Genomic DNA, 17,380 nt, shown 5'->3' on the forward strand with positions numbered 1-17,380 from the left:
CGCGCATTGTCATCGCCGGCAACGCGCAAAATGGTCCTAACGGAGCCAATCGGGTGCTCCGTTATATACGCAAGTCTAAGAGGGGCTTGTTTAGGAGGCACAGTATGGGACGTTTTACCAATCCTCGCGATCTGTACTTTGGTGAGGGCGCTCGCCACGAGGTGAAGAACCTCAAGGGTAAGAAGGCCATCATCGTTTCTGGCGGCAGCTCTATGCGCCGCGGCGGGTTCCTGCAGGACGTTGAGGCCGACCTCAAAGAGGCCGGCATGGAGGTCAAGCTGTTCGAGGGCGTCGAGTCCGATCCCTCCATCGAGACCGTCATGAAGGGCGCAGCCGCTATGCGCGACTTCGAGCCCGACTGGATCGTTGCTATCGGCGGCGGTTCGCCCATCGATGCTGCTAAGGCCATGTGGGTCTTCTACGAGTATCCCGAGGAGTCCTTCGACAACATTATCCAGCCGTTCAGCTTCCCCGAGCTGCGTCAGAAGGCTCACTTCTGCGCCATTTCCTCTACCTCCGGTACCGCTACCGAGGTCACTGCCTTCTCCGTCATCACCGACTACGCCAAGGGCATCAAGTACCCGCTGGCCGACTTCAACATCACCCCTGATGTCGCCATCGTCGACCCCGAGCTCACCTACACCATGCCCGCCAAGCTGTGCGCTCACACCGGCATGGACGCTCTGACCCACTGCATGGAGGCCTACGTTTCCACCTGCGCCTCTATGTTCACCGATGCCAACGCTCTGCACGGCATCCGCGAGATCGTCGAGTGGCTGCCCAAGTCCTATGCTGGCGACCATGAGGCCCGTCAGCACATGCACGAGGCTCAGTGCATCGCCGGTATCGCCTTCTCCTCGGGCCTGCTCGGCATCGTTCACTCCATGGCTCACAAGACCGGTGCTGCCTTCGAGAACGGCCACATCATCCACGGTGCTGCTAACGCCATGTACCTGGGCAAGGTCATCCAGTGGAACTCCAAGGATCCCCGTGCTGCCGAGCGTTACGCTTACGTGGCCAAGGAGATCCTGCACCTTCCCGGCGAGACCAACGAGGAGCTCATCGCTGCACTCGTCCAGAAGATTCGCGACCTCAACGACCAGCTCAACATTCCGCAGTCCATCAAGGATTACGCGAATGGTGGCGTGAAGGTCGACGCCGAGAACCCGCAGATGGTTTCCGAGGAGGAGTTCCTCGCCAAGCTGCCCGAGATCGCCGCGAACGCCGAGCAGGACGCCTGCACGCCCGAGAACCCGCGTGAGACCAAGGCTGCCGACTTCGAGAAGATCCTCAAGGCCTGCTACTACGACACCGACATCGATTTCTAATCGACTCTTGTTATCGTAACGAGGGGCTCCGCACGTATCTGTACGGAGCCCCTTTCTTTTTTCTTTTAGAGAATGGGATAGTTATGGCTGCAATTTTCAATAGCCCCAGCAAGTACATCCAGGGTCCGGACGAGCTCGCCAAGCTCGGCTCTTACGTTGAGCCGCTCGGCGCTAAGGCCCTCGTCATCGTGACGCCTTCGGGCAAGAAGCGCGTCGGTGCCAAGATCGAGGGCGGCTTTGCCGAGGCCAAGGCCGAGCTGCTGTTTGAGGACTTTAACGGCGAGTGCTCCAAGGGCGAGGTCGATCGCCTGGTTGCGCTCGCTCGCGACAACGGTTGCGACATCATCGTCGGCGTCGGTGGCGGCAAGATCCTCGACACCGCGAAGGCCGTCGCCTATTACCTGGAGTCCCCGGTTATCATTTGCCCCACCATTGCCTCGACCGATGCACCGTGCTCGGCACTTTCGGTGCTTTACACCGATGACGGCCAGTTCGATAAGTACCTCTTCCTTAAGGCAAACCCCAATATCGTCCTGATGGATACGACGGTTATCGCGGCGAGCCCGGTGCGCCTGACGGTTTCCGGTATGGGCGATGCGCTCGCAACCTACTTCGAGGCCCAGGCGACGCACGATGCCGACGGCGGCACCTGCGCTGGCGGCAAGGGCAGCATGGCTGGTCTGGCGCTCGCCAAGCTCTGCTACGAGACGCTTATGGCCGATGGCGTCAAGGCCAAGGTTGCGCTGGAGAAGGGTGCGCTCACGCCTGCCGTCGAGCACATCATCGAGGCCAATACGCTGCTTTCGGGCATTGGCTTTGAGAGCTCGGGCCTTGCTGCCGCTCATGCCATCCACAATGGCCTGACGATGCTGCCCGAGTGCCACAGCATGTATCACGGCGAGAAGGTCGCCTTCGGCACTATCGTCCAGCTGGTACTCGAGGATGCCCCGACCGAGAAGCTCGAGGAAGTCTTGGGCTTCTGCATTGAGCTGGGCCTGCCGGTCACGATGAAGGAACTTGGCGTTGCCGAGCTTACGCGCGAGCAGGCCATGATTGTTGCCGAGGCCGCGTGCGCGCCCGAGGACACCATGTGCAATATGCCGTTTGAGGTGACGCCCGAGATGGTCGCAAACGCCATCCTGGGTGCCGACGCACTGGGCCACTACTATCTCATGGATGAGTAAATCAAGCTAAGGAAGGGGCAAAGCCAACAGATGGCTTTGCCCCTTTTTGCTATGGTGCAAAGGGGTCAGGGTACTTTGCACCCATCGTTGTTTGATGAAGGGTGGATTCTCGTATGGCGCTTCCTATGGTTTATGGCGGCCCCGGTCGGTATGTTCAGGGACCGGGGGAGCTTTCGCGCCAGGGCAGGTATTTGTCATGGTTGGGCTGCGCTGCCTATGTCTTGTTTGACCAGGGCACCGAGGATCAGCTGTGCAGGCAGATCGTCGATGGATTTCTGGATGAAGATCTAAGCGAGCCGTTCTTTAAGATTTACAACGGTCCGTGTACGGAAGATGCCGTTGTCGAAATGGCCAAGGAAGCCCGGGCCGAGTATTGCGACATGGTGGTGGGCATTGGCGGCGGCAAGATGCTCGATATCGCCAAGGCCGTTGCGTTTTATGCTGAGCTGCCGTTGTGCGTATGCCCCACGGCGGCTTCGATGGACGGTCCGTGCAGCGAGATTTCCGATGCCGATCTGCAGGGTGTTGCAAATGCGGTCTTTAGAAACGAGCGCAATATGGCCAACGAGCAGGCCAAGGTGACCAAACAAAAACTCGTGCAGCTCATGTGCGAGGCATAGCTTGGCACTTGATTGACCTTGTGCAATCGAGGCGGCGATAGGCCATGGGCTATTTGCCGCAAAGATGCTCCGCGTGTAATTTGCCCGAGGCGTGGGCCGATAGCGTATCATTATCTCTTGCTTGTTTGCACTGCTCAGGGAGGGGCCGCGCATGGCGCAGGAACACGATCTGTTTGATGACATTATCGAGATCAGCAAGGGTTTCGACTTTCTTAAAAACCCGCTTGGCGGCGTGACCGATGCACTCGATCCATCGGCGCCGCAGTGGAATCCTGCCGACTACAAGGAGCGCCCGCGCGGCAACACCATTCCGTGCTTGACCTGCAAAAACGAAAAGAGCGGCTGCACCGCGTGCATGGACGTGTGCCCGGTCAACGCTATCGAGGTCGAGGAAGACTCCATCGAGATCCTCGACTCCTGTCGCAAGTGCGGCCTGTGCGCCGCTACTTGCCCGACGGAGGCGATCATCTCTCCGCGCCTTGCACCCAAAAACGTCTACGACGACATTGTCTCGGCGGCTACGAGCCACGAGACCGCCTACGTTACCTGCACGCGTGCCCTTAAGCGCATGCCGCGCGAAAACGAAGTCGTCGTTGCCTGCGTGGGCGATATTACGGCGGAGACCTGGTTCTCGGTACTGGCCGACTATCCCAACGTGAGTGTGTACCTGCCGTTGGGCGTGTGCGATAAATGCCGCAACACCGGCGGTGAGGACATTCTTGGCGAGGCGATTGCGAAGGCCGAAGAGTGGTCTGGCACGGGTATGGGCCTAGAGGTCGACCCCAAGAGCCTCAAGTGCCATAAGCGCCGCGAGTACGAGCGCAAGGAGTACATGGAAAAGATTGCCCGCACCACGGGCCTAACGGTGACCAAGCTCAATCCGGCGACGGCGGCGCTGGCCTCGGTGACGCAGAAGTTGAAGGCTCACCGTCACCAGATCACGCAGCTCGAGCGCACGCTCAACACCATGTGCGGCACCACGACGACCAAGCGTCGCCGTTCGCTCACGCACGGGCGGCAGCTGGTGCTCTCGACGCTGCAGAACCACCCCGAGCTTGCCCAGAATATGCAGGTGAGCACACCGGAATGCGATTTTGACAAGTGCACGTCGTGCGGCGAGTGCGTCAACGTGTGCCCCACGTTTGCCTGCGATTTGGTGGGAAGCGGTCGCTTTGCATTGGAGTCCACGTATTGCCTAGGTTGCGGAGCCTGCGTCAAGGTGTGCCCCGAGCATGCGCTCAAGCTGGTCGAGCACGATGCGTCCAATCTGGTCGTTGTCGACCCCGAGGCCGAGGAAAAGGCCGCTCAGAAGGCCAAGGCCCACGAAGAGGCCCAGAAGGCCAAGGCCGAGGCAAAGGCCAAGCTTGACAAGATGCTCGATCAGGTGGAGAAGCTCGCGGACTAGTCAGCGAGCTCTATCTCTGCTTCATTTGCGCCGCCGTGGTGTCCGGATTCGCCCGGATGCTGCGGCGGCGCTATACTTATACTGTTTGAAGTACTGTACCAAAAGGAGCTGTCGTGTCCCTTTCCATCGGTATCGTGGGCCTGCCCAACGTGGGCAAGTCGACGCTGTTCACCGCGCTTACCAAAAAGACCGGCCTTGCCGCCAACTACCCGTTTGCCACGATCGACCCCAACGTGGGTATCGTCGATGTGCCCGATAGCCGCCTGCAAAAGCTCGCCGACATCGTTAACCCCGGCCGCATTGTGCCGGCGACGGTCGAGTTCGTCGACATCGCTGGCCTGGTGAAGGGTGCCAACGAAGGCGAGGGCCTGGGCAACCAGTTCTTGGCAAACATCCGCGAGACCGACGCCATCTGCGAGGTCGTGCGCTACTTTAAGGACCCCAACGTCATGCGTGAGGTGGGCCGCACGGGCGAGTTTGTCGATCCCGCCGGCGATGCCGACACCATCATGACCGAGCTCATCCTGGCCGACATGGGCACGCTCGAGAAGCAGCTGCCCAAGCTCGAGAAGGAGGCCAAGCGCGACAAAGAGCTCATGCCCAAGTTCGAGGTGGCCAAGCGCCTGCTCGCTTGGCTCAACGAGGGCAAGCGAGCCGCGTCCATGGAGATGACCGACGAGGAGCGTGCCGCCGCCAAGGGCCTGTTCCTGCTCACTATGAAGCCCATTCTGTACGTGGCCAACGTGGACGAGGATATGCTCAACGAGGACCTGGCGCCCATCGATGGCGTCAAGCCGTTGCCCATCTGCGCCAAGATTGAGGCCGAGCTTTCCGAGCTCGATCCCGAGGACGCCGCCGACTACCTGGAGAGCTTGGGCCTGGAGCAGCCCGGTCTGGACGTGCTCGCGCAGGCGGCCTATAAGCTGCTCGGTCTGCAGTCGTTCTTTACGGCCGGCGAGATGGAGGTCAAGGCCTGGACGGTTCGTCAGGGCGCGACCGCCCCGCAGGCCGCCGGTGTCATCCACACCGACTTTGAGCGCGGCTTTATTAAGGCCGAGGTCATTGGCTACGACGACTACATCGAGCTCGGCGGCGAGCAGGGCGCTAAGGCTGCCGGCAAGCTGCGCATTGAGGGCAAGGACTATGTCATGGCCGATGGCGACGTCGTGCACTTCCGCTTTAACGTGTAAGGGCGACGCATATGTTTAAATACGGCAAAAAAGCTGGCTACATGGGTATTGCGCTGCTCGTACTTGCGGTGATTCCGCTGGTGGTCGCAGCGTGCGTTATCCCCAACATTGGTCCCGAGGTGGCAACGAAGTTTAACGCCGCCGGCGAGGTGACGCGCTGGGGCAAGAGCTACGAGTTGCTGGCACTGCCGGTACTCAATCTGCTGCTGAGCGTGGCGACGTACTTTACGGCGGGACGCCAAGCCAAGAACAATGACGACTCCGCCGCCATGGCGCGCATCGTGTGCGAGCGCTACCTGCGCAACGGTTGCATTACGGGTGTGTTCCTCAACGTGATCAACGTTTACTTTATGTACTCGGCGATTACCGGAACGGGCTTTGGCTTTGGTTTCTAGCTTGTCCTTTTAGGCAACGAGCCTGCAAGCATATTCGATGGCTGCTGCGAGGCCGCCGCTCGATCGTGGTTGAAAGACTGCATCGGCGGCGGCCTCGTTTTCGTATCCGGCGCCGCGAAGGGCGAGTGCTATGCCGGCTTCTAAAAGGAGCGGCAGGCCGCATTGGCTGGTTGCGATTACGGCAGCCTGATTGAGCGAGCAGCCGTGCGTTTGGCATCGGATGGCAAGTTCACCTCGCGCCGGGCAAGGGACCAGAACGGCGGCGACGCGACTTGATAGCAATGCAAATGCTGTGCGCTCATCGGGCGAAAGGCATTCAGCTTCAACGACGACGAGCTTGGGCGGCGCGCTGTTTGTGCGAAGCGTGGCTCGGTACATGCGGACCGAAGAACCCGACATAGAAAACTCCTGTGTATTCGGCAAAACGTAAACTATAGTTTACGTTTATGTTCGGCTCCATTTCAAACTCGGCTGCATGGACGAACGTGCGAAACAGATTCTTGGTAGGCGGGTCGAAGAGACACGCAGAGACCTTGGTATCTCCAAGGTTGATTTTTGTGTGGCGACAGGAATCAGCCGACCCTACCTCGACCGAATCGAAGGTGGGACGGCAAATTTCACGCTCAGGGTTCTATTTAAGATCGCGCCCGCACTCGGCATGACGGTGTCAGAACTTCTCGAGGGTATCGAATAGGGGATACCCGTCGACAACCGAATTACACCATCGGGATACGGTCGTGGTTGACTTGGCTGTAGAACAGGCGCTGGATTTCGGCGGCATCGCGTGACTGGCCGAGTGCCCACATGGTCTTGGCCACGAGCGTCTCGGTGGTCATATCATCGCCGCGCAGAATGCCCGGATGATCGGCGTAAGCGCGGCCGACCTCATAAACGCCCAGATCGAGGCCCTCTTCGGGGACCTGCGTGGTCATAACGACGGTGCGACCCGAATCGACCCAGCGGAAAATTGCCTCTTGGAACGACTCGCCGGACTCGCCAAACTCGGGAATACCGCCAATGCCAAAGGTCTCCAGAATCACGGCGTCGTAGCTGTCGGCAAGGGCGTCGAGGATGCCCGGGTTCACGCCGGGCGTAAGCTTAAGGACAAACACGCGTGGGTTGATGCTGTCGTAGAAACGCACCGGGTTTTCGCCCTGATGCGTGCCGTGGAGCCCGTTGCGCACGATGCGGTCGTTGCGGATGTAGGCAATGGGCGGATAGTTGACGCTAATGAACGCGTTAAAGCTCATGGTGCGCTGCTTGCGGGCGCGCGTGCCGGCAATGGCTACGCCGCCAAACACGATCGAAACGTCGTGCGAATGCTCGTCGAGCGCATAGAGCAGGCTCTGGTACAGGTTGAGCTTGGCGTCGGTAAAGGGATTGCCCATGGGCTTTTGCGAGCCGGTGAGCACGATAGGCTTAGGGCTGTCCTGAATCAGATAGGAAAGCGCCGCCGCGGTGTAGCTCATGGTGTCGGTGCCGTGTAGAATCACGAATCCGTCGTGGTCGGCATAGCCCTTGACGATGACGTCGCGGATACACATCCAGTCGCTGGGGCGCATGTTGGTGCTGTCGATGTTCATGGGCTGCACGACGTCGAGCTCGCAGAGGCCCGAGATCTCGGGGACGCTCTGGGCGAGCTCCTCACCGGTCAGGGCGGGGGAGAGACCGTTGCCGTCTTCGGTCGATGCGATGGTGCCGCCCGTGGCGATGAGAAGGATGCGTTTCATGCTGGTATTCCTATCGTATTTGCCGCCGCAGAGGCGGAATCGTTCGGCAGTATTGTGGCACAGGGCGTCCAATGTTCAAACGTATTACATCATCCGTAACGTTTGGTAACACTTCAATCGCCGTCAAATAGGGGCCAGGTCGTGCGTTTGCCGTGCGCTGATGGCTGCGAGGGACGAGAAACCCCATATAACGTGTACACTGTGAAAGTTATTTTTGTTCATTCACGCGGGTGGGCACCGGCTCCCCGCCAACAAGAGGGGGAAACCATGGATCAAAAGGCTTCCGCAAAGGTCCTCGTACTCGACTTTGGTGCGCAGTACGGTCAGCTCATTGCCCGTCGCGTCCGCGACCTCAACGTGTATTCCGAGATTGTCCCCTGCGACATTTCGGCCGACGAGATTCGCGAGATGAACGCCTCTGCGCTCATCCTTTCTGGCGGCCCGGCCTCCGTGTACGCCGAGGACGCTCCGTCCATCGACCCTGCCATCTTTGACCTGGGCCTTCCCGTCCTGGGCTTTTGCTACGGCCATCAGATTACGGCCGTGACGCTCGGCGGCAAGGTCGGCCACTCCGAGGTGGGCGAGTACGGCCGCGCCACCATCACGCGCACGGCCGGCGCCAAGCTCTTTAACTCCACGCCCATGGAGCAGACCGTGTGGATGAGCCACCGTGACGCCGTTTCCGAGGTGCCCGAGGGCTTTACCGTTACCGCCAGTACCGACGTGTGCCCGGTCGCTGCGATGGAGTGCCCCGAGCGCAAGATCTTCACCACGCAGTTCCACCCTGAGGTCAAGCACTCCGAGTATGGTCAGCAGCTGCTGAGCAACTTCCTGTTTGAGATCTGCGGCCTGGAGCCCAACTGGAGCATGGACAACCTGGTCGAGACCATGACGACCGAGTTCCGCGAGAAGGTCGGCGACGACCGCGTGATTCTGGCCCTGTCCGGCGGCGTCGACTCCTCCGTCGTGGCCGCCCTGGGCGCCCGTGCCGTGGGCAAGCAGATGACCTGCGTGTTCATCAACCACGGTCTGCTGCGCAAGGGCGAGCCCGAGCAGGTGGAGGAGGTCTTCACCAAGCAGTTTGACGTCGACTTTATCCACGTCCACGCCGAGGACCGTTATGCCGAGCTTCTAGCTGGTGTCACCGAGCCCGAGGAGAAGCGCCGCATCATCGGTACGCAGTTCTGGAAAGAGTTCTTCGCCGTGGCGCAGCAGCTCGAGACCGATGGCAAGCCGGTCAAGTATCTGGCTCAGGGCACCATCTACCCCGACATCATCGAGTCCGGCGCTCGCAAGACGGGCGGTAAGACGGCCACCATCAAGAGCCATCACAACCTGATCCCGTTCCCCGAGGGCGTGCACTTCGACCTCATTGAGCCGCTCGACCACTTCTTTAAGGACGAGGTCCGCGCGCTTGGTCTGGCGCTTGGCCTGCCGGGTCACATCGTGTTCCGTCAGCCTTTCCCGGGTCCGGGTCTGGCCATCCGCATCATCGGTGCGGTCGATAAGGAGAAGCTCGAGATCCTCAAGAACGCCGACGCCATCGTGCGCGAGGAGCTCGACGCCTACAACCAGCGTCTGTTTGAGCAGACCGGCGAGCGCAACTCCGAGCACAGCTGCTGGCAGTATTTCGCGGTCCTGCCTGACATCAAGTCCGTTGGCGTTATGGGCGACGAGCGCACTTATCAGCGCCCGATCATTCTGCGTGCCGTCGAGTCCAGCGATGCTATGACCGCCGACTGGGCCAAGCTGCCCTACGATGTACTGGCCCGCATCTCCGGCCGCATCGTTGCCGAGGTCCCCGGCGCCAACCGCGTGTGCTACGACATCACGTCCAAGCCGCCCGCGACCATCGAGTGGGAATAATCAGAGACCCTTTGCGAGGGAGGTCGGAAACGGCCTCCCTCGTTTTTTATTTGCGTGCCATGGGTGCTTATGCATTGTGGTGTATGTGGTACATGCAAACCAGCCACGCAATCTCTCAAGCTGTTTAGCTGGGATTATTGTTTGCTGGTATGTTTTAAAGTGCTTTCAATTACCGAAGCAACGTCATCAATTTATTTCTAATTAATGCTGACCGGCAGATTGCGTCCGCCCGCAAGAGGCCGCTCGGACTGGTACTCAAAATGTACTCACGACGTTTTGGGTATCGATTTGCAGGTACTCACAGACGGCAAAAACGGGTGTCTACCTCGATATATTCGTTATCCCCAACGATTCCTCAACGAATATTGACTAGTGATTGAGTGCTGCATGGCTCAAATTATCTACGTAATTACGTAATTACGTAATTACGTATTTTGAAGTAAAATGGTTTCGGCCAATTAAGGAACGTAGAACAGGTCAATTCGGAGGGGCGACCATGGAGGAAGATCAGGCTGTTCATGCCGAAAGGGAGCTGGATAAGTTCACGCTTTCGATAACCCGCGAGGATAAGCGGGCTCTTAAGTCCTATGCCGCGCGCCAGGATAAGACAGTGGCTAAAGTCCTGCGCGAATGGATTGACGAGAAGTGCAAGGGGGAGAAGTGATGTCCCAGACGGCGCAAGCAGTCGTTCAGAACCTTGTTGATCGCGCTGTCAAACTGGGCGATCGTCAGCTCGCTGCCGACATCCGCGCCTTTGCTGCGCAGCGCCAGTTTGGGCTTGTATTTGAACACAACCGTCCAGAACGACTTCGCCTTTATGGCAAACCTATCATGAAGGGCGATGTCGTACAGGTACTTCCCGAGCGTGGTAGAAAAGAGGACTCTAACTCCCAACTGTTATGGTTGGTAAATACCGTTCGGGGGGGGTTGCTGATCTAAAGCCATATCAATCGCCCTCATATGACGAAAACGAATGCGAGCCCCGCCCCGTTGCTGTCGACGATGTCGTGCCTGTCGCTGAATATGACCAGCCGATTTATGCCGGCCTCAAAGAGACTGGGCGTGTTGAGCGCGGTGGCGATAAGCCCTATCAGGTTGTCATTAACGGCGAAAACTACCATGCTCTTGAAACCTTAGCCTTTGCCTATGCAGGCAAAGTGGACTGTATATATATTGACCCACCCTATAACACTGGCGCCCGCGACTGGAAATACAACAATGATTACGTCGACGGCTCCGACGCCTATCGCCACTCCAAGTGGCTTGCCTTCATGGAGCGCCGCCTCAAGCTCGCCAAGCAGCTGCTCAATCCCAACGATTCAGTACTCATCGTGACGATCGATGAGAAGGAGTACGCAAGGCTTGAGCTTCTTTTAGAGAGCGTTTTTCCCAACGCGACCGGTATCCAGACGGTTTCAATCACCATAAACAAGAACGGGGTTGCCCGTGGCAACCAGTTCAAGAGGGCTGACGAGTACGCTGTCTTTTGCTTTTTTGGTACCGCCGCGCCGTGCCAAGTGGACCGCAGACTCTATTCCGTCGAGTTCGGAGAACTTGAGGAAAAAGTGGCTGATGACGCGTCGAGCAGCCGCTCCCAACGTAAGGTACGTTGGGAGTGGCTGCTGAGGGGCGGTCCCAATGCCGCCCGCACCGCAAGGCCGAACCTCTTTTATCCCATCTATATCGATGAGGAGACCGCGACCATTAAGGAGCTCGGCGCTTCTCTCCCCCTTGAACAAGACTGGACAAAGATACCGACAAAAACGGGTCTCAGGGCAGTTTGGCCTATTAGGACCGATGGCCGAGAGGCGACTTGGAGGATCTCCCAGAATGCTCTACAGGCCAAGCTTGATCGCGGGTGCGCAAAAGTAGGTGAGTACAACAAAAAGAGTGATCGGTACTCCCTCCTTTACCTAGGAGATTCCCAAGAGGAGCGTCTCAAGAATGGAGAAATTAAACTCATTGGCAAGGCTGAGGATGGGTCCTTGCTTCTCGAAGAGCAGGGAGAGCGCTCTGCCATTCCAACAACCGTTTGGAGTGGCGCGCAGTTCTCTGCCGGTGAATACGGGAGCCGATATATCAAAAAGTTCATCGGCGATAGGCGCTTCACATTTCCAAAGTCCCTTTATGCGACCGAGCTCTCAATCGCTTCCGTTGTTGCCGACAAGCCCGACGCCCTTGTAGTCGATTTCTTCTCAGGATCGGGCACCACGGCGCACGCCGTCATGCGCCTGAACCATCAGGACGGCGGGCGCAGGCGCTCCATCAGCATCACGAACAACGAGGTCTCAGAGGACGAATCCAAAAAGCTCACCAAGCGCGGTCTTCGCCAGGGCGACCCCGAATGGGAGGCGCTGGGCATCTGCCAGTACGTTACCAAACCTCGCGTCACGGCGGCCATCACGGGCAAGACGCCCGAGGGCGACCCCATCAAGGGTGACTACAAGTTCACCGACGAGTTCCCCATGGCCGACGGCTTCGAGGAAAACGCCGTCTTCTTTGACCTCACCTACGAAGATCCAGACGCCGTCGAGCTGGGCGTGGCCTTCGAGGAGATCGCGCCTCTGCTCTGGCTGCGCGCTGGTTCGCGTGGCAGCATCATCAAGCACGAGCAGCCGGGCCTTGCCATGGCCGACGCCTATGCCGTCCTTTTCGACTTTGCTTCGGTTGGCTCTTTCATAGACGCCGTCAAGCAGAATGCCAGCATAAGGTGCGCCTATGTGATCACGGACGACACGGCTCGATATGCCTCCGTCAAGACTCAGCTCCCCGGGCTCGACGTTGTCCGTCTGTACGAGAACTACCTGCAATCGTTCAAGATTGCCGCCGAGGATGCGGTGAGGTAAGCATGAGAGTCGAACTTAAGGATTTCCAAGCCGGGGCAGTCGCGACCCTGGCAAACAAGTTGCAGTCGATGTGTCGACGCTATGAGCAGGACGGCGAACTGTCTTCGGTGTGCCTCGCATCTCCCACGGGCTCGGGCAAGACGGTCATGTGCGCGGCGACGATCGAAGCACTCTTCTTCGGAGACGATGATCTGGGCCTCATGCCCGACGAGAATGCCGTTGTTCTTTGGCTCTCGGATTCCCCGAGTCTGAACGAGCAGACGAGCGTGCGTTTCTCCAACGTGGCGGACAAGCTGGCAGACAGCATCCTCGACAGGCGCCATCTGGTCACGATTACCAACGACTTCGGAGCCGCGCACGACATTCTCGAACCGCGCCACGTCTATTTCCTCAGCAAGGACCTACTTAGCAAGAACGGCCTGCTCACCAAGGGTGGTGAGGCCAACTCCGGCCGCGTGTTCTGGGATATCCTTGACCGCACCATCAGGGACCCGGAGCGTAACCTCTATCTGTTCATAGACGAGGCCCACCGCGGCCTGGGGGCCAATGCGTCAAGTGAGCGCGGCACCGCGACGATTTACGCCAACCTAATTGATGGCCTGGATGGTCGTGCAGCGATGCCCGTTGTCGTTGGTGTCTCCGCCACGCCGCAGAGGTTCGAGGCAGCTATGGACCAGCGCGCCGATCGCGTGCGTATGCCAAAGGTCGCTGTGACCCCTCGCGAGGTCCAGGAGTCAGGTCTGCTCAAGGACATCATCGAGTTGCGCGTGCCAGAGAAGGACGACCCAGTCGAGCACCAGTACCTCACTATGGCGTGCGAGCGCTATGCCCTGGCCTGCCGCGAGTGGGGCGAGTACTGTGCCCGTGAGGGCGAGAGTCCCGTCAACCCGCTGCTGCTCATCCAAGCGGCGGACAACGTGAGCAACTCGGCCCTGGCTGAGATGTGCGACCAGATTACGGGCCTGGTCCCCGGTCTTTCCGAGGCGATGTCGTTTGCCAACGTCTTCGGCGAGCATAAGGACATCGCGGCGGGAAAATACCTCATTCCCTATGTCGAGCCCGAGTTCGTTCAGGACACCTCGCGCATTCGCGTGCTCTTCGCCAAGGAGGCTGTCTCCAACGGATGGGACTGCCCGCGAGCGGAGGTCATCTTCTCGCAGCGCAGGCGTTCGGACTCGACCTATATCGCACAACTCGTGGGACGTATGGTACGCACTCCACTTGCGCGGCGCATCGAATCCGATGATCTTTTGAACTCCGTCGCCTGCTACCTACCCCAGTTCAATCCCGAGAGCACTCAGGACGTGGTCGACTACCTCATGGGCCGCAAGGACGACATGGGCGAGAGCTCCATCGGCAAGCAGAACATCGTTCTCAACCCCGTGACTATCACGGCGGCTGTGCCCAAGTCCGAAGCCGACTACCAACAGGAGCTCAAGGCGTACAAGGAGAACGAGAAGGCCATCGAGGCGACGCGGCAGGCACAACCCGGCTACCAGGCGCCGCTTGCCGGCATCGCGATTCAGGAGCCGTTGGACATGCAGGGAACGCAGCCCTCGCTTGCCTCGGCGGTCAGGCCCGTCGACGTACCGGCGCCAGAAGCGGAGCTGACGCCTCAGCCCGCAACGGGCAACTACGTTGTAGCGCCTGCCCCGGAGCAACCTGCGACCCCTGAGCCAAGTTCCACGCAGACCGAGCCGACCCAGCCCGTCTCGGCCGTAAAACCCGTGCCCATGGCAAAGCCCAAGCCGCCCACCAAGCGCGAGCAGTCTTTCACGCACCAGGAGTGGCAGGGCATCCGCACAGCCTTCGACTCCATCCCCGTCCAGCGCATTCCGAAGAAGGCTAGAAACGAATTCCAGAGCCTGGTTAAGACGGCGACTCTGCTTGTCGAGACTGGCCTCGATGTCAATGCCGCAGCCGACGTGAAAAAACAGTTCGTCCAGAAGCTCAAGGGATACATCGTTGCTAACGAGGACGAGTACCGCGAAACCAAACACGACGTAGAGGTTGCCGAGACCGTCAAGATCACGCTCGACAAGCTCAACGAGACCGAGGACCAGGAGCAGGAGGAGGCCCGCACGGACGCCGAGGGTCTCAGAAAGGCCGCTCGCGACGCCGACATGCATTTCACTAAGGAGTTTGCGAATGAGTATCGTCGCGCCAACTTCAAGGAGCTTGGGCGGCCCGAGTGCGACCTGCGCCTTGCCGCAGCGGTTCGCACGCAGGCCATCGTTGATGCGCTCGAGGGCTGGGCGGCTCAATGCCGAAAGGGATACTTCGATAAGGTCGATGGATCTGGCGATTATGACTACCTTAACGACGTGGCAAAGCAACGCTACGACGAGCTGGCCCGTGAAACCGAGGGCAAGCGTCTCACAAAGATAGAGTGGCCCACGTCTACCAGCACGTCGGACGACTTCGCTAAGTATCCGTGCCATATCGTGCAGAAAGAGGACGGCCTCTGCCCGCTCGACCTGAACCCGGCGGAAGACTATATCGTTAGGAACGAATTGGCAAAGAATCGCACAGTTGCCTTCTATCGCAATCCGTCGGGCAGCATGTCTGCCAAGGCGTTTTCGATCCCGTACATGTCTTCGGTGGGACGCAAGGCCCTGCATCCAGACTTCCTCTTCTTCGTGAAGGATGCTGAGGGTGTCATCAGACCGTCCATCGTCGACCCGCATGGCGAGTTCCTCGGTGACACGCTGGCAAAGCTCAGAGGCTATGTAACCTACTTGCGCGATTATCCCGACGTGTTCAAGCAGGTACTCTTCGTCGGTGATATGGGCGAGGGCGTGTACAAGGTGCTCAACCTCCTGCGCCCCGAGGTCCAGGATGCCGTTATGGCCTACAGCGATGTCGACTGTAAGGCGCTCTTCTACGGTTCCTTCGCAAACGATTATCACTAGGATCGTCGGGATTTGCCCGGCAGACGTCTCGGCCATATACCAGAAGAGAAATAGTAAGGCACGCTAAGGCGGCCATCCGTTAGGGATGGCCGCCTCTCTTCAGTCTTGACCCATGTTTTCCAACGTTTCGGTGGCATTCGCCGGTCATGACCTCGTATCCGTTACGCGGGTGGCACCTCCGCTACGCTGCGTCAAGGGGCCCATGAGACCCCGCACAAACCTCCGCTCCGCTCCGGTTGGTGGAGGTCGTCATGGACTCCCTTGACCCGTCTTCGCTCCGGTGCGGCTTTGCAGGGAGCAAAGCCGACGACGACGCGCGGCGTCGCCATTCGGCTTTGCCCGCAAGGGCGAGATGTTCAGGGCAGCGTGCCCGGAAACGGAGGAAGACATGCAGGAGCTGATGACGGGGGAGATTGCGGAGGGGCTGCCGAGGCTCTATGAGCAAGACGGCACGGAAGACCCCACGGTATACGTCCACTACTTCTCGTGCGTGAACGGATGGGACTGGTGGCTGCTCGAGTTCGACGGCACGGACGAGGCGTTCGGCCTCGTCGAGGGCTATGACGACGAGCTCGGCTACTTCAGCATCAAGGAGATGGCCGAGCTGAACCGCCAGATGGGGTTCGCCGCCATCGAACGCGACGAGCACTTTGAACCGAAGTCGCTCAGCGCCGTCAGGGGGAGGTAGCTCCATGGAGATGGACGAGTTTGACGCCGTGGGCAGATTCGGCAAGTCCCCGGGCGGAGCCGTCGGGCTGACTGTCGTCGTCGAGTTTGAGTCGGGTGGCGAGGGCGGGGCGTTCGATATGGGCACAGCTCTGGAGGGGTCGCCCGAACTCGGGCGACTCGTCTCGGACGCATGCGACGAGGCCGACGCCTTGGTGGGGGACGGGGGCGGATGGGCTGCCGTCCGAATCGGATTCGGCGACGTGGAGAGCATCGACTGCGAGAGCGGCCGGACCGTGCACGTTGCCGAAGAGGGGTGAAGCGTACACAGAGAGCGCGGGCATGCCATCGGCGTGCCCGCGCCAGCTATTCCGGGGATGCCTCGCGCCATCCCCGAGCCCCTGCGCGCCAAGGGGCGGTGCCCCTTGGAACCTTGGCTAAGGTGGCTCGGGGGACATGGAGGATACCGGAGCGCGTGCGTCCGGCGGCATCAACAGAACTCAACCTGATGCTTGACCGCTACGGCCTAGAATTCGGCGGCTTCCGCTACTTCGTGGCACCGCAGGAACAAGTGTAGTATGCCGCAGAATCTGTAATCGTAACCGTTTCCTCCCATGCCGCAGAATCTGTAATCGTAACCGTTTCCTCCCATGCCGCAGAATCTGTTACGGTATTGTATACCGTATGATATGCGCCACATGCTTTATTGCCTGCCATAAGTGCATTATACGCATGAGCTTGTTCATTGCCCGTGATATCTGCTCCGCAGCCGTTGCAAATTGAGCGCTCTTCCGTATGGGTCACTGCTGGATGGTACACCTTCTCCGTATGGGTCACTGCGGGATGGTACACCTTCTCCGTATGGGTCACTGCGGGATGGTAGATATCATACTTATGAACATGCGCCGGGGTGTCATCCTTTTTCGATGAACTGCCTGAATTGGTGTTTGAGCTGGAGTTGCTGCTGTTGCCGCCACTCGGCTTGCTATCGGATTTTCCTTCGTCTTTCTTGGAGGATGAATTACTCTTGTTTCCAGAATTACCGGAGCTGCCTGTGGTCTTCCCATTATCCTTCTTGGAGCCGTTGGATGAGCCGGAATCGCTCTTCTTGCTGTCGGAAGTTTCCGGGGTCTTCGCGTCGGACTTCTCTTCCTTGGCGGTCTCCTGAGCCTTCTCGGTCTCCTTCTCGACGGCATCGGTATCGGCGTTCGGGTTCTTCTTGATGTTGTCCTCGAACT

General features: G+C 59.2%; 17 protein-coding genes. 14 read left to right on the forward strand and 3 right to left on the reverse strand.

Translation table 11 applies throughout. From position 1 onward, the window contains the following. Positions 1 to 104: 104 nt before the first annotated feature. The 6 genes from PMX21_RS01810 to PMX21_RS01835 all read left to right on the forward strand — a co-directional run bounded on the left by PMX21_RS01810 (position 105) and on the right by PMX21_RS01835 (position 6,122). The gene (locus tag PMX21_RS01810) at positions 105 to 1,328 is read left to right on the forward strand and encodes an iron-containing alcohol dehydrogenase (protein WP_215675225.1); all 1,224 of its coding nucleotides are present in this window, start codon (positions 105 to 107) and stop codon (positions 1,326 to 1,328) included. An 83-nt stretch (positions 1,329 to 1,411) separates the two neighbouring features. After that, positions 1,412 to 2,512: a glycerol dehydrogenase gene (locus tag PMX21_RS01815; protein WP_138111652.1), complete on the forward strand. Its 1,101-nt coding sequence runs from the start codon at positions 1,412 to 1,414 to the stop codon at positions 2,510 to 2,512. A gap of 113 nt (positions 2,513 to 2,625) precedes the next feature. Next, positions 2,626 to 3,132, forward strand: a complete 507-nt coding sequence (locus PMX21_RS01820; protein WP_271757630.1) for an iron-containing alcohol dehydrogenase — start codon at positions 2,626 to 2,628, stop codon at positions 3,130 to 3,132. A 151-nt stretch (positions 3,133 to 3,283) separates the two neighbouring features. After that, positions 3,284 to 4,537, forward strand: a complete 1,254-nt coding sequence (locus PMX21_RS01825) for a 4Fe-4S binding protein (RefSeq protein ID WP_271757633.1) — start codon at positions 3,284 to 3,286, stop codon at positions 4,535 to 4,537. Between the two features lie 113 nt (positions 4,538 to 4,650). Further along, complete coding sequence (gene ychF, locus PMX21_RS01830) at positions 4,651 to 5,727, forward strand: redox-regulated ATPase YchF (protein WP_055309950.1); 1,077 nt, start codon at positions 4,651 to 4,653, stop codon at positions 5,725 to 5,727. 11 nt (positions 5,728 to 5,738) lie between these two features. After that, entirely contained in the window at positions 5,739 to 6,122 is a 384-nt protein-coding gene (locus PMX21_RS01835; protein WP_089572786.1) for a DUF1648 domain-containing protein, read from the forward strand. Between the two features lie 9 nt (positions 6,123 to 6,131). Here PMX21_RS01835 and PMX21_RS01840 read toward each other — a convergent pair whose 3' ends face one another. Continuing rightward, a complete protein-coding gene (locus PMX21_RS01840) occupies positions 6,132 to 6,521 on the reverse strand; it encodes a hypothetical protein (RefSeq protein ID WP_271757635.1) in 390 nt (129 codons plus the stop codon). 76 nt (positions 6,522 to 6,597) lie between these two features. Between PMX21_RS01840 and PMX21_RS10070 the strand changes: the two genes are divergently transcribed. Further along, on the forward strand, positions 6,598 to 6,816 hold the full coding sequence (locus PMX21_RS10070) for a helix-turn-helix domain-containing protein (RefSeq protein WP_161160564.1): 219 nt from the start codon (positions 6,598 to 6,600) through the stop codon (positions 6,814 to 6,816). 22 nt (positions 6,817 to 6,838) lie between these two features. Here PMX21_RS10070 and PMX21_RS01845 read toward each other — a convergent pair whose 3' ends face one another. Further along, a complete protein-coding gene (locus PMX21_RS01845) occupies positions 6,839 to 7,852 on the reverse strand; it encodes an asparaginase (RefSeq protein ID WP_271757637.1) in 1,014 nt (337 codons plus the stop codon). Between the two features lie 267 nt (positions 7,853 to 8,119). On the opposite strand from PMX21_RS01845, the gene guaA reads away from it, so the two are divergent. From guaA to PMX21_RS01880, 7 genes are all read left to right on the forward strand, one after another. After that, positions 8,120 to 9,718, forward strand: coding sequence for a glutamine-hydrolyzing GMP synthase (guaA, locus tag PMX21_RS01850; RefSeq protein ID WP_271757640.1), 1,599 nt, complete (start codon positions 8,120 to 8,122; stop codon positions 9,716 to 9,718). Between the two features lie 496 nt (positions 9,719 to 10,214). Continuing rightward, on the forward strand, positions 10,215 to 10,382 hold the full coding sequence (locus PMX21_RS01855; protein ID WP_158553195.1) for a hypothetical protein: 168 nt from the start codon (positions 10,215 to 10,217) through the stop codon (positions 10,380 to 10,382). Next, a complete protein-coding gene (locus PMX21_RS01860; protein WP_271757642.1) occupies positions 10,382 to 10,657 on the forward strand; it encodes a hypothetical protein in 276 nt (91 codons plus the stop codon). The genes PMX21_RS01855 and PMX21_RS01860 overlap by 1 nt, the downstream gene beginning before the upstream one ends. 68 nt (positions 10,658 to 10,725) lie before the next feature. Further along, positions 10,726 to 12,564 (forward strand): site-specific DNA-methyltransferase, encoded by a 1,839-nt coding sequence (locus PMX21_RS01865; protein WP_271757645.1) that lies wholly within the window; start codon positions 10,726 to 10,728, stop codon positions 12,562 to 12,564. 2 nt (positions 12,565 to 12,566) lie between these two features. Next, positions 12,567 to 15,476 carry a DEAD/DEAH box helicase family protein gene (locus PMX21_RS01870; protein WP_271757648.1) on the forward strand — a complete coding sequence of 970 codons (2,910 nt, stop codon included), beginning with the start codon at positions 12,567 to 12,569 and terminating at the stop codon, positions 15,474 to 15,476. Between the two features lie 388 nt (positions 15,477 to 15,864). Next, positions 15,865 to 16,164, forward strand: a complete 300-nt coding sequence (locus PMX21_RS01875) for a DUF2958 domain-containing protein (protein ID WP_195919667.1) — start codon at positions 15,865 to 15,867, stop codon at positions 16,162 to 16,164. Positions 16,165 to 16,168: 4 nt separating this feature from the next. After that, positions 16,169 to 16,462 (forward strand): hypothetical protein, encoded by a 294-nt coding sequence (locus PMX21_RS01880; protein ID WP_271757653.1) that lies wholly within the window; start codon positions 16,169 to 16,171, stop codon positions 16,460 to 16,462. 226 nt (positions 16,463 to 16,688) lie between these two features. On the opposite strand, the gene PMX21_RS01885 is transcribed toward PMX21_RS01880, so the two are convergent. Continuing rightward, positions 16,689 to 17,380: hypothetical protein (locus PMX21_RS01885; protein ID WP_271757656.1), on the reverse strand; the 692-nt coding region annotated here is incomplete at its 5' end.

This window comes from Collinsella aerofaciens, from assembly GCF_028209885.1.
Taxonomy (GTDB): Bacteria; Actinomycetota; Coriobacteriia; order Coriobacteriales; family Coriobacteriaceae; genus Collinsella; species Collinsella aerofaciens_BA.

Excerpts from the sequence above, each read along its gene's own strand:
- PMX21_RS01810 (WP_215675225.1), top strand. The coding sequence starts at position 105 with ATGGGACGTTTTACCAATCCTCGCGATCTGTACTTTGGTGAGGGCGCT.
- PMX21_RS01815 (WP_138111652.1), top strand. The coding sequence starts at position 1,412 with ATGGCTGCAATTTTCAATAGCCCCAGCAAGTACATCCAGGGTCCGGAC.
- PMX21_RS01820 (WP_271757630.1), top strand. The coding sequence starts at position 2,626 with ATGGCGCTTCCTATGGTTTATGGCGGCCCCGGTCGGTATGTTCAGGGA.
- PMX21_RS01825 (WP_271757633.1), top strand. The coding sequence starts at position 3,284 with ATGGCGCAGGAACACGATCTGTTTGATGACATTATCGAGATCAGCAAG.
- PMX21_RS01835 (WP_089572786.1), top strand. The coding sequence starts at position 5,739 with ATGTTTAAATACGGCAAAAAAGCTGGCTACATGGGTATTGCGCTGCTC.
- PMX21_RS01840 (WP_271757635.1), bottom strand. The coding sequence starts at position 6,521 with ATGTCGGGTTCTTCGGTCCGCATGTACCGAGCCACGCTTCGCACAAAC.
- PMX21_RS10070 (WP_161160564.1), top strand. The coding sequence starts at position 6,598 with ATGGACGAACGTGCGAAACAGATTCTTGGTAGGCGGGTCGAAGAGACA.
- PMX21_RS01845 (WP_271757637.1), bottom strand. The coding sequence starts at position 7,852 with ATGAAACGCATCCTTCTCATCGCCACGGGCGGCACCATCGCATCGACC.
- guaA (WP_271757640.1), top strand. The coding sequence starts at position 8,120 with ATGGATCAAAAGGCTTCCGCAAAGGTCCTCGTACTCGACTTTGGTGCG.
- PMX21_RS01855 (WP_158553195.1), top strand. The coding sequence starts at position 10,215 with ATGGAGGAAGATCAGGCTGTTCATGCCGAAAGGGAGCTGGATAAGTTC.
- PMX21_RS01860 (WP_271757642.1), top strand. The coding sequence starts at position 10,382 with ATGTCCCAGACGGCGCAAGCAGTCGTTCAGAACCTTGTTGATCGCGCT.
- PMX21_RS01870 (WP_271757648.1), top strand. The coding sequence starts at position 12,567 with ATGAGAGTCGAACTTAAGGATTTCCAAGCCGGGGCAGTCGCGACCCTG.
- PMX21_RS01875 (WP_195919667.1), top strand. The coding sequence starts at position 15,865 with ATGCAGGAGCTGATGACGGGGGAGATTGCGGAGGGGCTGCCGAGGCTC.
- PMX21_RS01880 (WP_271757653.1), top strand. The coding sequence starts at position 16,169 with ATGGAGATGGACGAGTTTGACGCCGTGGGCAGATTCGGCAAGTCCCCG.